Origin of the sequence: Euhalothece natronophila Z-M001 (assembly GCF_007904085.1) — a bacterium.
Taxonomy (GTDB): domain Bacteria; phylum Cyanobacteriota; class Cyanobacteriia; order Cyanobacteriales; family Rubidibacteraceae; genus Halothece; species Halothece natronophila.
Genome location: NZ_CP042326.1, coordinates 809,105 through 823,618, shown reverse-complemented (window position 1 = coordinate 823,618; position 14,514 = coordinate 809,105). Strand labels below are relative to the sequence as shown.

Genomic DNA, 14,514 nt, shown 5'->3' with positions numbered 1-14,514 from the left:
AAAGCGTGAGCATCTTCTCATCGCATCAAGATAAAAAAATTAATAATGCCCCTCAGGATACTAAAATTTAGATGAGATAATTTTCTGTTGATTGGTTATTCAAAACAACCTGATCGCGCCCCATTTCCTTTGCTTTATAAAGTGCTTTATCAGCCATTCTGATTAATTGTTTCGGAGCGCAGTCATCTCGGGGAATGATACTACTAACTCCAATGCTAACGGTAACATAGTCACTTACTGGAGATTTTGGATGCTCAATTTTTAAGGATTTTACGGCTCCCCGAATTTGTTCTGCTAATTGAAACGCACCAATTTGACAAGTATAAGGAAGTAAAATTGCTAATTCTTCTCCTCCATAACGCGCTACTAAATCCATAGGACGTTTAACTACCTCTTGAATTTTTTTCGCCACTTGTTGTAAGCATTTGTCTCCTGCTTGATGACCGAGAGTATCATTGTAAGCCTTAAACGCATCTAAGTCACATAAAACTAAGGATAATTCTCCGCGATCGCGCTTTCCCTGTCGCCATTGTTCATCTAAATATTCATCAAATCGCCGTCGATTTGCAATCTCCATTAAACCATCATAAGCTACTAAATGTTGTAGTTTCTCATTGGCTTTTTTAAGTGCAATTTCAGTGCGTAAACGTTGCATTAAGGCTCCCAACTGCGTTCCTACAGATTGAATTAAATCTAACCAATCTGGGCTAAATGCGGGAACACTTGCCCCTTCTTCTTGGTAACTCGAATGGTCACCCATAAAAATCAATACTGCTAATACTTCTTCCTTAAAAATAATGGGTAATCCTAAGAGACTTGTTAAGCCACTTGCTTGTAATTTTGCTTGTAAAATTTGATAATCACTGCTTAAATTAAAAGTATCGATATCGCTAATATTAGATAGCCATTGAATTTTTTTAGAATGAGCAATAGATTCTACTAATTCTGATTGAATTGCTAAAACTTCATCATAATCTGTGCTATTTTCTAGCCAATTAAAATCAGGGTTGCTAACATAAAAATAATCACTTCTTTCTAATTTTGTTCCTTCTGGATTTAAGATCCAAGCCTCTCCATAATCCCAAGCAATTACTTTACAAATTTGAGGTAATAATTGCGCGATCGCCTCATCAAGACTTTCCGCAGTGTTCATTAATTTTGTTAGCTGTAATAACACATTTAAATGCTTATTTTGTTCTGCTAAAACTGTATTTTTATTAATGAGTTGAGCTTGTAATTCTTCCAATTCTTCTTTTTGGCGTTGAATCGTGAGATGGTTTTCAATACGAGCAATGACTTCTTCCTCTTGAAAAGGCTTAGTGATATAATCTGCTCCCCCTACCTTAAACGCTTTTACTTTAACTCTTGGATCTTCAAGAACACTTAAGAAAATAATAGGAATATGTTGCGTTTTGGGATTAGCTTTCAATCGAGAACAAACCTCATAACCATTAATTCCCGATAAACGAATATCAAGTAAAATCAAATCAGGTGGACAATCAGGGATATTGTTGAGAACCAGTTCCCCATCAGAAGCTAAACTAACTTTATAGCCCCTTTCTTCTAATAATTCACATAACAATAGTAAGTTTTCGGGAACATCATCAACGGCTAAAATTTTAGCTTCACTATTCATAATTAAATAACAAAGGACGAAGGACAAAAGACGAAGGACAAATTAGTGTTAAAGTATATAAATACTCCTTGACAACTTATTAAGCTCGTAAAGCTATATGGCAGATACAATCTGGATTACTCGTCACGGTAACCGATATGACTTTGTTAACCCTGACTGGTTTATTACAGCAGAACTTCCGTATGATCCACATTTAGCAGAAGATGGAATTACACAAGCCAAACAACTGGGAGAAAGGCTGCAATCTGAAAATATTACTCATATCTTTAGCTCTCCTTTTTTGCGTACTGTTCAGACAGCCCATGAGATTGCAAAAATTCTAGATTTACCGATTAAACTAGAATCAGGACTAGGAGAATGGTTAAATCCAAACTGGATGGATCATTCTCCTGAAATCCGTTCGCCACAAAACTTAGCACGGCATTATCCTCCCATTGATTTAAATTATACTTCACGAGTGAGAAGTAAGTATCCAGAAGATGAAGAAACCGTTAACTATAGAACTGAACTCACAGCGCAGAAACTTGCTCAGGAATTTGAGGGTGAGTTATTATTCGTAGGACATGGTGCTTCAGTTTTAGGAACGATTGCAGGGCTACTAGGTAAACCGATCAATATTCATGCTTCTTTTTGCTGTCTCACCAAATTGGTGAAAAATCAGGGCAGTTGGGAGGTAGAATTTGCTGGGGATACTTCTCATCTTTCAAAAGTAGAAAAGATAATTCGCTTTAATTAATTTAACTAACTATGACTGTACTAATTGCTGGGGATATTGGGGGAACAAAAACCATTTTACGGTTAGTAGAAGTTACCGAAAGCACGGTTAATTTCAATAATTTACTCGAAATCACCTACCCTTCTCAACGTTACCCTCACTTAGTACCAATGGTACAAGAATTCCTTGGTCAAACTAATTATAAACCCGATCGCGCTTGTTTTGCGATTGCTGGGCCAGTGGTTAAGCAAGTGTCACAACTCACAAATCTAGATTGGCAGTTAGATGCTAATCATTTAAAGGAAGAATTAAACCTAGAAACAGTGAGTTTAATTAATGATTTTGCTGCGATTAGTTATGGAGTCTTAGGCTTAAAAACTAATGAATTAGAAACCTTACAAACTGTGGAAGCGCAAAATGATGCTCCCATTGCTGTTATTGGCGCAGGAACCGGGTTAGGAGAAGGGTTTTTAACGCCACTTGGAAATGGTGATTATCTCGTTTTTGGAACAGAAGGCGGACACACTGAATTTCCTCCTCGTTCTGAATTAGAATTTCGATTATTAGAATATATTAAGGAACAAAAACAGATTGATCGTGTTTCTGTGGAGAGAGTTGTTTCTGGACAGGGAATTGTCTCTATTTATCAGGGATTAAGAGACTTAAAGATAATTACAGATTATAATTCTACGGTTGCTGAAATGATTAAAAAATGGGAGGAAACGGAAACGACAGAAATTGATCCAGCCGCAGTAATTTCTCAAGCAGCCCAAGCAGAAACAGATCCTCTATCTGAGAAGACAATGGAAATTTTTATTGAAGCCTATGCAGCAGAAGCAGGGAACTTAGCCTTAAAATTAATGCCCTATGGTGGACTTTATATTGCTGGAGGAATTGCCGCTAAAAATTTATCCTTAATTAAAAACAGTCGTTTTCTAGAAGTGTTTAAGCAAAAAGGGCGAGTGAGTCCCATTCTAGACGCTGTTCCGATTCATATTGTTCTCAATTCGCAAGTGGGATTATTAGGCTCAATCATGTATGGTTTAAGTATCACTTGAGTCTGTTTTCATCCAAGCCGCGATCGCGCTAACTTGAGCTTTTCCCTTATTCAAAGACTCCTCCCACTCTTTCTGAGGATCACTATCAGCAACTACCCCTGCCCCAACTTGTCCCCACACTGTTCCTTGTTGGTATAGTAAAGTGCGAATCAGAATATTTAAATCTAAATCTCCCCGTTGATCTAAATAGCCACAAGAACCATAAAATAAACTACGACGAAACGGTTCTAATTCTTCAATAATCTCTAAACAACGCACTTTCGGACAGCCAGTAATGGTTCCCCCTGGAAATAACGCCCGAATTAAATCAGCACTGTCATAGTGATCATCTAATTTTCCCTGCACATTACTAACCAGATGCATCACATGACTATAACGTTCAATGGTTAATAACTCATCTACTGTTACAGTTCCCCACTGACACACTCGCCCTAAATCATTTCGTTCGAGATCAACTAACATAATATGTTCAGCTTGTTCCTTTTTATTTTGACGTAATTCTGTCGCTAAGGCAGCATCAGCTTCGGAGGTTTCCCCACGAGGGCGAGTACCAGCAATGGGGCGAGTTTGACAAAGGTTTCCCTGTCGTTGTACCAAGCGTTCAGGAGAACAGCTAATAACATCCCCCCAGGGAGTCCGCCAATAACTCGCAAAGGGAGAGGGATTAATCCGTTGTAGGGCTTGATAAATTTGCCAACTGCTACCTTGAGTAGTGGCTTCAAAACGTAGAGAAAGATTAGTTTGGAAAATATCTCCCCCATGAATGTAGTTTTTGGCACGACGTACCATTTCTTGATACTCTTCTGCCGCAGTGAGAAATGTCGGGGGAGACACTTCTGTAGCTGTGTTCTCTGGAACTGGAAGTTTGGGTAAGGGGGTTTGAGAAGCGATTTCTAATTTATCTAACTGTTCTTGAGTCCTTCCCGCTAGCCATAACACTTGTTCTTGATGATCTAAGACAGCAAACATTTCTGGCTCATACCAGTAGGCAACGGGAAAGGGAAGAGGATCTCGATTTAATTGGGGTAAGGTTTCAATTTCCCAAGCTAAATCATAGCCTAACCAACCGAAATAGCCACCAGTAAAGGGAAGATGACGCACGGATTCTGGAACCGAACCCGAACAGCGTTGAGATAAATAACGCAAACAAGGAAGAATTTCTCCCACAGGGGGAGTCCACACTTGCCACCTTCCCTCATCATTAATGCGAGGATTACCAGCACAGAGAGAGAAGCGATTGAGTTGGGGTTGATCACCAACCATGGGAAAGGGACTTTCTAATAACACCCCATAAGGAGAATCATTATTAAATAAGCGTTGAAAAATCTCTGATCCCGTTAGTTGTTCTAAAGGGCGCGATCGCCAGATCCATGATTGTTGTTCTCCCATCATCAAATTTCTCACTTCCGATAGTTGATGTTTATACCTAAAGCATTTAAGCTCACCTTATGAAATGTTACCGTTAGAGGATCTAAAAAATCTTCCAAAATCCTGCTTGATGAGAATTTCTAGAAAAAAAATATTGTAATCGTTAAAATAGCCACAAAAACTACTGTAGCAATTCTGCTAAAAAAATAAACTTAAGCTGTTAATTTGATGACATACCCATAATTCATACTTCTGTTACCTCAATTACTACCTAATATTAATTAATTTACTATGACAGACTTTACAGTAACGACCAGTCAAGATCTCCAGCCCACGGAAACCTTAAATCCACAAGAGGGGCTTGAAAGCCTACTTTCTGAGGAAGTCGAGGCCTCAGACACCCAGTTGGTAGAAGTAGATTTTTCAGAGGAGAATACCAGTCAAGGCAGTGATTCAGAGAAGGGGAGTAAAAATGAGGATACCGTAGGTGCATTTTTTAAGGAAATGGCTCGTTATCCCCTGTTGCAACCAGATGAAGAAATTGAGTTAGCCAAGCAGGTTAAATTTTTAGCAGATGCCGAAAATAAGCGTCAAGAATTAGCTGAAGCCTCAGGAACATCTCCGAGTAAGGAAGAACTGGCAAGTGTTTTTGAGATGGAGGTGAAAGAATTAGAGCGAAAACTATATCAAGGGCGGATGGCAAAGCGACGGATGATTCGTTCTAATTTAAGGTTAGTGGTTTCCATTGCAAAACGATATCTTAATCGTGGCGTTCCATTTTTGGATTTAATTCAAGAAGGATCAATAGGTTTAAATCGTGCTACGGAAAAGTTTGATCCCAATAAAGGCTATAAATTTTCTACTTATGCTTATTGGTGGATTCGCCAAGCAATTACCCGAACCATTGCCAATGATGCGCGAACAATTCGGCTTCCCATCCATATTGTAGAGAAGCTCAACAAGTTGAAAAAAGCCCAACGAGACTTAAAACAGGAGTTGAAACGGACTCCCACTGAGGCAGAATTAGCAAAAGAATTAGATGTTTCCGTCTCCCAATTACATCAACTGATGCAGTTGCGTCGCCAGTCTCTTTCTCTGAATCATCGAGTGGGAAAAGGCGAAGATACTGAGTTGATGGAATTACTAGAAGACCATGAGATGAGACTTCCTGAAGAACAAATGAATGATGCCATGATGAATCAGGAAATCTCAGATGTGTTGAGTGATGTTCTTACTGAACGGGAAAAAGATGTAATTTCGATGCGCTATGGCTTAAATAATGGTCATCCTTATACTCTCGAAGAAGTGGGACTAATGTTTAATTTGTCTCGGGAAAGAGTCCGCCAAATTCAGAGTAAGGCAATGCGAAAGCTACGTCGCCCACAAGTGGCACGTCGTCTGAAAGGATGGCTTTAAATTAGTTTAGGAGTTTGGTAGCGCAAACAGCATCAAGAGGTTTATCAAAATAGTAGCCTTGTCCAAATTCACACCCGAGAGAGGCTAATTCTTGCTCTTGATAGCTAGTTTCAATTCCTTCTCCAATCACCGTCATGTTCAAAGCATGAGCTAAGGAAATGACTCCTTGCACAATTTTGAAGTTATGGTTATCTGGAGCCATGACAGAAACAAAGGAGCGATCAATTTTTAAGACATCCACGGGAAATCGTTGTAAATAACTGAGAGAGGCATATCCAGTGCCAAAATCATCAAGACTAATTTGAATTTGATTAGCCTTTAATTTCTTGAGTTGTTCACTGGCTAACTCCACATTCTCAATTAATGTGGTTTCTGTAATTTCTAATTTCAGCTTATTCCCTGATAGGTTATTGGCTTGTAAGATTTCTTGCACCGTTTTTACTAAAGCAGGATCTTTAATTTGCAATGCTGATAAGTTAATACTCATTATCAAGTCTTCAAACTCAGGGAATGATTCATGCCATTTTTTTAGTTGCTCACAGGCTTGAGATAACACCCAGTAGCCAATAGGAACAATTAAGCCTGTTTCTTCTGCAATGGGAATAAACTCCCCAGGAGAAATCATGCCTAACTCTTTATGCTGCCATCGCATTAATGCTTCAAACCCCATTAATTTTTCTGTCTCAAGATTAATAATTGGTTGATATTCTAAGTAGATTTCACCCTGAGAAATTGCTTGCTTGAGATCGGTTTCAATTTTAGATTGACGTAAAGCTCTTTGTCGCAAAGTATGATCAAAAACTTCGATGCTACCTTTGCCTCTTTTTTTCGCTCGCCCAATGGCAAATTCGGCATCTTGTAAGAGTTGGCTGGCTTTTCCGTCATGATGATAACCAAGGGCAATGCCGACTGAGGTATTAATGAAGTGATAACTGGTGGTAATTTTTCCTTCTGGAGTGTTGATGGTATAGGGCTGACTGAGTTTCTCTTGAAAGGTTTTTGCGACACTTATGGCTTCTAGTAGAGTCGTAATGCCACCGACAAAAATTGCAAACTCATCACCGCCCGATCGCGCTATGAAATCACCCTCAGCTAAACAAGCCTCTAAGCGAGAACCAACGATCATTAATAGTTGATCCCCGACACTATGCCCTAAACTCTCATTAATTACTTGAAACCGATCTAAATCTAGAAAGAAAACCGCACCTTGCTTTTTAGTTTGTCGCAGGGCTTGTTCTAAGGAGGTTTCAAAGAGGATACGAGTGGGTAATCCTGTTAAGCCGTCATAATGTAGATGATTCCGTAAGTTATGATTTGTCAGCTGATATTTAGAAATTCCTTCTACTTTTTTTTCTGGTTGCTTGTCTAAATTACAACTGAGATCCCAAATTTGGACAATATAGTGGATGGGGAGGTTCTCTTGATCCCGAACTAAAGCTACCTTAACTAAAGCATAAATTGCACCACCGTCTTTGGTGAGATAACGTTTTTCTAATTGGAAGTGACTGATTTCTCCCTGTAAACAACGCCGATAAAGAAGTTTTCCTTCTGTGATGTCTTCAGGATGACTAATTTCAAGCAGCGATCGCGCTATTAACTCTTTTTTGGAATACCCAAGGAGATCACATAAACTCTCATTAGCGTCTAACAAACTGCCATCTAGACTTACTAAAGCCATGGCTACTGGGGCATATTCAAAAGCAATACGAAACTGTTGTTCACTTTGTTTCAAGTTTTCTTCTGCAAGTTTACGCTTGGTAATATCCGTTTGAACGCCAATAAAATTAGTAATGGTTCCGCTAGCATCGGTGACAGGAGCAATATAAAGTTCATTCCAAAACTCACTACCATCTTTACGATAATTTTTGACCACAGTACAACATTCTTTTCCGTGCTGGAGAGCAGTTTTTATGGTTTCACCTCCCGACTGTTGACGATTGTTTCCTTGTAAGAAACGACAGTTATGACCGGCTACTTCATTAAAGGAGTAGCCTGTGATCCTTTCAAAAGCCTCATTAACATAGATAATGGGGTTATCTTCTTGTTGGTAATCAGTAATGATAATGCCATTACTACTGGCATTAATCGCCCGCTCTAATAGATTTAACTGCACATCTAGTTTTAGAGCTTCTAATAACTTTTGTTTAACCTTTTGAGGAATAGGGGATTCCACTGTCGTTCTCCTTCTTAATAACCGTTATAGTAGTTCAGGATTGTTTAATTGAGTCCAATCAGCATTGCAAAAATATTGCTTTCTTTATACTTCTATTTTGTAAAATAAATTACAGATTTTTAGGGAATGTTAATAAATCTTTGATTAACTTTTGATAAGTTATATTTCCATTTCTATCTTCATACCGATTGTTAAAGTGAAAGCCTTAGACTAGAAGTTAGTCACTGATTAGAGCACAACTACAGCAGTTTTCACTCTCGTGGAGTACATTCTTAATTGTTTTGTCCTTTGTCGTTTGTAAACCAATGACTAATGACTAATGACCAATGACGCTAATATGTTAAGTAGTATTAAAAATCCTCTCATTAAGCAAATCCGAAAACTCCATAACAGTAAACATCGAAGAGCGCAAAATTTATTGTTACTGGAAGGAACGAATTTGCTAGAGGCGGCTTGTGAGGCGGGATATGATCTCGAAGCAGTTTGTTATACCCCTCACTGGCAAGAGAAGAACCCAGAGTTGTGCCCTAAACTTGAAGGATTAGGAAAACGGATCGAAGTCGTATCAGAAGAGGTTTTAAGCGCGATCGCGACCACCATTAATCCTGATGGGATCGTTGCCACTGCCACTCGTCCATCGTTGAATAAGGCTACTCTCTCTCACCTCCAACTGGGACTCATTGTAGAACATTTACAAGATCCCGGTAATATGGGAACTATCATCCGCACCGGCGTTGCAACAGGAGTGGACGGCATTTGGGCAACTGAAAACAGTGTTGAATTTGATCATCCTAAAGTTTTACGGGCTTCGGTGGGGGCGTGGTTTCGTCTTCCCATGACAGTAAGCAGTGACATTGCTACTCTCATAAAACAATTTTCTGGGCAAGTGTTGGCAACCCTGCCTTACGCCGAGAAAACCTACTGGGAAGTGGACTTTCAACAGCCAACACTGATTTTACTGGGAAATGAAGGGGCTGGATTATCTCCTGAGTTAGCCCATTTAGCTACAGAACAGATTAAAATTCCTCTCGCTAATGAGGTAGAATCCTTAAATGTCGCGATCGCGGCTTCCCTTTTACTCTACGAAGCGAAACGACAAAATTACCATTAAAAAACCCCCTCTGGAGGGGAAATCGGGAGATGGGGAGGCAAAAGCCCTTTACAGCTTGGTTTATGCTTCGTTCTATATCAGAAGAAATAATCGTGATTACCGCCACTATAGAAGGGTTTCAGATGATTCCTTTCCATTTTAACCCCGAGAACGAAACAACCCCCCAGAGGGGGGAACATTGAGTTAGTGATTTGAAAACTAGCCGTTAATTTCAGGAGCTTTCATAGCAACGGGAGTAGTTTCACCAGAAGCTAAGTCCAAGGGAAAATTATGAACATTACGCTCATGCATAACTTCAATCCCTAAATTAGCGCGGGTTAAAACATCTGCCCAAGTATGAATCACACGACCTTGGCTATCTAAAACAGAATGGTTGAAATTAAACCCGTTAATGTTAAAAGCAAAAGAGGAAACTGCCATCGCAGCAAACCAGATTCCAATCACTGGCCAAGCGGCGAGAAAGAAATGCAAAGGGACTTGCGAAAAAATGAATTACCCAAGAAACTAGAAGAGATGATATTGGTAAAAAGAGGATGCAAGAGTTAAACGAACAGTTCAAAAGAACTCTTAAAGATGCAGCGAGAAAATTAACAGGAGAGAAAAAACGAGTGTTTGTCGCTCAGGTGTGCCTTGACTACTTTCAAGGTTCAGCCCGTCGGACAGAAAGGCAAATGGGTTGGGGGAGAGTGTGTGTTCAAAGAGGTCTTGACCATCTGGAAAGGGGAATCTCCTATCAGGACAAGTATCAGGAGCGGGGTCGGAAAAAAAGCGAAGAAAACTTGCCCAATTTAGGAAAGGAGATTCGCGACCTAGTAGAGGAACAATCTCAAGCCGACCCAAAATTCCAAACCACATTTCAGTATAGCCGCATGAGTGCTCAAGCGGTGAGAAATGCTCTGATTAGGGAAAAAGGATACAGCGATGAACAATTACCAACCCGACAAACAATTGGAGCAATGTTAAATCGCCTCGGCTACCGTTTAAAAAAACCTTAAAAACCAAGCCATTGAAGAAAATCCCTGAAACTGATGCTATTTTTGAACAAGTGGCAACAGCTAATCAAGCGGCCGATGATGACCCAACCGTCTTACGCATCTCAATTGACTCGAAAGCCAAAGTCAAACTAGGAAACCTCTCACGGGGTGGGAAAGACCGTCGCCAAGCTCCCCCTCAAGCCGATGACCATGATACTCAATGGCACACGACTCTACTTCCCTTTGGGATTCTTAACCTCCGTACAGACAACTTAGCTCTTTACATGAGTGAGTCCCCTGAAACCTCAGATTTCATTGTTGATTGTCTAGAGCACTGGTGGAAAAGCAATCAAGGAAACTTTCCCGAGGTTAACACCTTAGCCATTAACTTGGATGGCGGCAGTGCTACCCGTTCCAATCGCACTCAGTTCATCAAAAGGATTGTAGAATTTTCTCGTCATTACCAGCTCCAGATTCGCTTAATTTACTATCCTCCCTATCATAGTAAATACAATCCCATTGAGCGTTGTTGGGCTGCCCTTGAACAATTCTGGAACGGAGCGATTCTGGACTCTATTGACACGGCTCTGAGATGGGCAAGTAAGATGAGTTGGAAAGGTTCTCAGCCTGTGGTTCACCATGTCACTAAGCTTTATCAAACTGGTGTCAAAGTTGACCCTGAGTCTTTAGCAGACTATCGAGTTGATTGGCATCCTTCAGAATCTTTGCCCAAATGGTCAGTTACTGTTGGTTCGTTCTGATGGGTATCCTTTTTTATTGCAAATCCCAAACTACGACTGTTGTTGAAGCTAGCATATTGGAAAATTAAGCGACCAAAGTAGCCATGAGCAGCAACAATGTTATAAGTTTCTTCCTCTTGTCCAAATTTATAGCCATTGTTTTGGCTTTCGTTTTCAGTAGTCTCACGCACTAAGCTGGAAGTGACGAGAGAACCGTGCATGGCAGCAAAAAGCGCACCACCAAAAACTCCAGCAACACCTAGCATATGGAAAGGGTGCATTAAAACATTATGTTCAGCTTGTAACACGAACATAAAATTGAAAGTTCCACTAATACCTAAAGGCATTCCATCAGAGAAACTCCCTTGTCCAACTGAATAAATGAATAATACCGCAGTAGCAGCAGCAACGGGAGCAGAGAAGGCAACAGCAATCCAAGGACGCATTCCCAGACGATAGGAAAGTTCCCACTCCCGTCCTAAATAAGCAAAAATTCCAATCAGGAAATGAAAGACAATGAGTTGATAAGGACCACCATTGTAGAGCCATTCATCTAGGTTACTAGCTTCCCAAATTGGATACAAGTGTAACCCAATGGCATTAGAACTTGGCACTACCGCAGCACTGATAATGTTATTGCCATACAGAAGCGAACCAGCTACAGGTTCCCGAATACCGTCGATATCTACAGGCGGAGCAGCGATAAAGGCAATGATAAAGCAAGTTGTCGCTGTTAAAAGGGTGGGAATCATCAAAATTCCGAACCAGCCGATGTAAAGACGGTTTTCAGTGCTGGTTACCCACTGACAAAACCGCTCCCAAAGGTTTTGATTTTCTTGTTGTAAAGTTACCGTCATAACTTGAATCCATCAAATCCACTACCAAATTTAGTGCCTTAATTTCGACACATTTCTACTATATAACTAAATAGTTGATTAGTCAAATAAAAATATCTGAGACTCTTCCCCTTTGATCAAACTGGGGTCAAACCCTGATTTTCCTCCGTTGGCTGTAATGGGAGAAGCTCGTCGAATAATCTAAGAGTGACAAAAGAGGCTTATAGTCGGCTTTTCATGGCAGTGTCACCCTTTTTCACCAATAAAACTCTTAACCACTTGATAAGTTAAAAAATTGATTGATACAAATTTCAGCACATAGCAATCCTCATTCTTCTCAATCCAACCTCGCTGTTGCAAACAAACCAATGCTTCTAAAAAACGGGTATAGGAAGCTGATTGAACTAGGTTACTCCTTAATTGCGTACTAGTACCGACAAAGCGATCAATTAATAACCAACACAAAATTTCTTTCTCTAACTTGGGTAAGCGTTCAAACTCTGACTTTAAAAAGAGATGGATCTCTTGACAGATAAAGTTAGAATCTCTGATTACCGCCCAATTTCCGTGAAAAACTTCTTGGATCGTGGTGATGACTGTTTTGATCAGTTTTGGGTTATAGCTATAACGCTCAAATAACAATTGCCAATCTTCATCAGATTCCCAATTTGGAAAGGATGGACGAAAAATTTCTTGTAAGGTCGCACTAGATAATCCGTTTAAGATCATTGTCTGAGCCGTGTCTTCCTCATAAGGTCCCAAACCAAAGGGCTTCTGTGAACTCGTAACAAGAACAAGGCTTTGATGCCGACTGCTAGCCAGCAACTGCAAAAACCGATCATATTCTTGGTAAGAAGGATAATAGTGACTCGGTGAAATTCCTGCTTCTAATAAGGTTTCCCATCCATCTAAAATCAATAAGCAACGATGTTGACGGAGAAAATTTAAAAGTTGCAACATCTTATCCTCAATAGTCATCTCAGGGATTCCCCCTTTTTCCATGGGGAGGGTGTTGAGAAGAGAATTAAGAAATTTTCCTAGTGGAAGTGGGTTATGGAGAGAGCGCCACAAAATGAACTGGAAATGCTCTCTATATTGTTCTCCAAAGGACGTAGCCAAAGCCGTTTTACCAATTCCCACTGGCCCAAGTAGAGAAACTAAATGACAATCTTTGTCTAAAGTCCATTTTTTCAGTTGTTCGAGTTCCTCTGTTCGTCCCTTAAAGTTGGAGACATCTGGGGCAGTTCCCCAATCAAAATAGAATCCACTATCGGACTCCGTTAGCTGACTCTGATGTTCTATATTTTTCGAGTGATCTGCATTGTTACGAACGCAATGCTTAATGTAATTTGGGAAATTACTTTTATTGACAGGTTCTCCAAATGACTTAGATAGGAGTCGCCATAGCTCACAGCCCACATATTTAATATATTCCATATCATAGTTATGTTCGGTGGCGATTTCTGAATAGGTTTTGCCGGCAAGGGTATGACGAAGGACTAACTCTTGTGTTCGATTTAAGTAATTAGGTTTAATCGCTTCCTCTACCACCAGTAAAGCTTGATCTATATTCATAGTTAGTCATGTAGTCTAAAGAACTAAGTATTACCTTAAGGGGTTATAGATATTGTAATTAATACTTGACAGGAATTACTGAATCATGTTTTACAGTTAAGTTAATTTGCTTGATCCTAGTTACTTTTATTGAGAACTTTATAAAGACTAAAATCTTCAAAATCCCCACTAAGTAGGCATCATATTCCCTTGATTACTTTTCTATAACTTTTCCCTCACCATTTAATCACTGCACCATTGATAAAAAACCTATAGGATATTACTTAAGTAATAAACCTTAATTTCTTAAGAGACCAAATACCAAAGCAGAGGTTTTACTGAAGGCAACCCTGATGTGAGGAAGTGTATTATGCCGAATAAACGCAGTCGTTACAAAAAGACATCTAAGTTCTATTGCCCTTACTGTCAAGAAAGACTCTGGCGTTGTGGTAGCGAAAAGTATCATATGGTTTACAAAGATGCCGCTAAGATTAAAGAAAATTTGGGAGTTTCAAGTAAAAAAGCAAAATTGCTAGCGGGAAAAGGAGCATACTTAGATACTAACACGTGGTTAGAAGAGTTTTTCTGTGGCGATGACGGAAAAATGTGGTTGCTGGTTTCTCAGCGAGAAAATCGTCAGATTAAAACCCTTATTGCTCAACCTCATCATTGGCAACAAACAACTAATTTGATTAACCCTGATCATCCGAATCCTTCGGTGAGTGAATATAGTTATCGGGCAAGTCGAGGAGTATTTGTTTCTTAACGTAGCAAGCTAACTATATCTCTGTTTCAATTCGTTCTTATAGATTCCTAAATATTGATTTTTTGGCGGTGGTATTACCATCGAGCGTTATTTGAGAAGACACCATGAGTGCACTTGAATCACGCTAAGACATAGGACAAGTGTGTCTGAATGACGATTAAATTTTA

11 protein-coding genes and 2 pseudogenes are annotated in these 14,514 nt (G+C 39.7%); 7 read left to right on the top strand and 6 right to left on the bottom strand.

The features are described from left to right. Window positions 1-67 precede the first annotated feature (67 nt). The gene (locus tag FRE64_RS03840; protein WP_146294746.1) at window positions 68-1,636 is read right to left on the bottom strand and encodes a diguanylate cyclase; all 1,569 of its coding nucleotides are present in this window, start codon (window positions 1,634-1,636) and stop codon (window positions 68-70) included. 97 nt (window positions 1,637-1,733) lie between these two features. Here FRE64_RS03840 and FRE64_RS03835 point away from each other — a divergent pair, with 97 nt between their 5' ends. Both FRE64_RS03835 and FRE64_RS03830 read left to right on the top strand, forming a co-directional pair. Continuing rightward, window positions 1,734-2,372: a histidine phosphatase family protein gene (locus FRE64_RS03835; protein WP_146294745.1), complete on the top strand. Its 639-nt coding sequence runs from the start codon at window positions 1,734-1,736 to the stop codon at window positions 2,370-2,372. Window positions 2,373-2,383: 11 nt separating this feature from the next. Continuing rightward, the gene (locus tag FRE64_RS03830) at window positions 2,384-3,409 is read left to right on the top strand and encodes a glucokinase (protein WP_146294744.1); all 1,026 of its coding nucleotides are present in this window, start codon (window positions 2,384-2,386) and stop codon (window positions 3,407-3,409) included. On the opposite strand, the gene FRE64_RS03825 is transcribed toward FRE64_RS03830, so the two are convergent. Beyond that, window positions 3,395-4,798: an anthranilate synthase component I gene (locus FRE64_RS03825; RefSeq protein ID WP_146297269.1), complete on the bottom strand. Its 1,404-nt coding sequence runs from the start codon at window positions 4,796-4,798 to the stop codon at window positions 3,395-3,397. The genes FRE64_RS03830 and FRE64_RS03825 overlap by 15 nt on opposite strands. A gap of 270 nt (window positions 4,799-5,068) precedes the next feature. Here FRE64_RS03825 and FRE64_RS03820 point away from each other — a divergent pair, with 270 nt between their 5' ends. Next, window positions 5,069-6,193: an RNA polymerase sigma factor, RpoD/SigA family gene (locus FRE64_RS03820; protein WP_146294743.1), complete on the top strand. Its 1,125-nt coding sequence runs from the start codon at window positions 5,069-5,071 to the stop codon at window positions 6,191-6,193. Window position 6,194: 1 nt separating this feature from the next. Here the strand turns inward: FRE64_RS03820 and FRE64_RS03815 are convergent, their stop codons facing one another. Then, window positions 6,195-8,366 (bottom strand): GGDEF domain-containing phosphodiesterase, encoded by a 2,172-nt coding sequence (locus FRE64_RS03815; protein ID WP_146294742.1) that lies wholly within the window; start codon window positions 8,364-8,366, stop codon window positions 6,195-6,197. A 337-nt stretch (window positions 8,367-8,703) separates the two neighbouring features. Between FRE64_RS03815 and FRE64_RS03810 the strand changes: the two genes are divergently transcribed. Further along, window positions 8,704-9,477 carry a TrmH family RNA methyltransferase gene (locus FRE64_RS03810; protein WP_146297268.1) on the top strand — a complete coding sequence of 258 codons (774 nt, stop codon included), beginning with the start codon at window positions 8,704-8,706 and terminating at the stop codon, window positions 9,475-9,477. A 198-nt stretch (window positions 9,478-9,675) separates the two neighbouring features. Here FRE64_RS03810 and FRE64_RS03805 read toward each other — a convergent pair. Further along, window positions 9,676-9,948: pseudogene (locus FRE64_RS03805) on the bottom strand (Photosystem Q(B) protein 1); the annotation flags it as partial. 62 nt (window positions 9,949-10,010) lie between these two features. On the opposite strand from FRE64_RS03805, the gene FRE64_RS03800 reads away from it, so the two are divergent. Together FRE64_RS03800 and FRE64_RS03795 are read left to right on the top strand one after the other, a co-directional pair. Continuing rightward, window positions 10,011-10,472: a hypothetical protein gene (locus tag FRE64_RS03800; RefSeq protein ID WP_146294359.1), complete on the top strand. Its 462-nt coding sequence runs from the start codon at window positions 10,011-10,013 to the stop codon at window positions 10,470-10,472. A gap of 11 nt (window positions 10,473-10,483) precedes the next feature. Continuing rightward, window positions 10,484-11,212 carry an ISAzo13-like element transposase-related protein gene (locus tag FRE64_RS03795; protein WP_186708805.1) on the top strand — a complete coding sequence of 243 codons (729 nt, stop codon included), beginning with the start codon at window positions 10,484-10,486 and terminating at the stop codon, window positions 11,210-11,212. Between the two features lie 20 nt (window positions 11,213-11,232). Here the strand turns inward: FRE64_RS03795 and FRE64_RS03790 are convergent. Next, window positions 11,233-12,048 (bottom strand): annotated as a pseudogene (locus FRE64_RS03790) (Photosystem Q(B) protein 1); the annotation flags it as partial. A 225-nt stretch (window positions 12,049-12,273) separates the two neighbouring features. Further along, window positions 12,274-13,602: an NB-ARC domain-containing protein gene (locus FRE64_RS03785; RefSeq protein WP_146294741.1), complete on the bottom strand. Its 1,329-nt coding sequence runs from the start codon at window positions 13,600-13,602 to the stop codon at window positions 12,274-12,276. Window positions 13,603-13,951: 349 nt separating this feature from the next. Between FRE64_RS03785 and FRE64_RS03780 the strand changes: the two genes are divergently transcribed. Continuing rightward, the gene (locus FRE64_RS03780) at window positions 13,952-14,347 is read left to right on the top strand and encodes a hypothetical protein (protein ID WP_146294740.1); all 396 of its coding nucleotides are present in this window, start codon (window positions 13,952-13,954) and stop codon (window positions 14,345-14,347) included. Window positions 14,348-14,514: the final 167 nt, after the last annotated feature.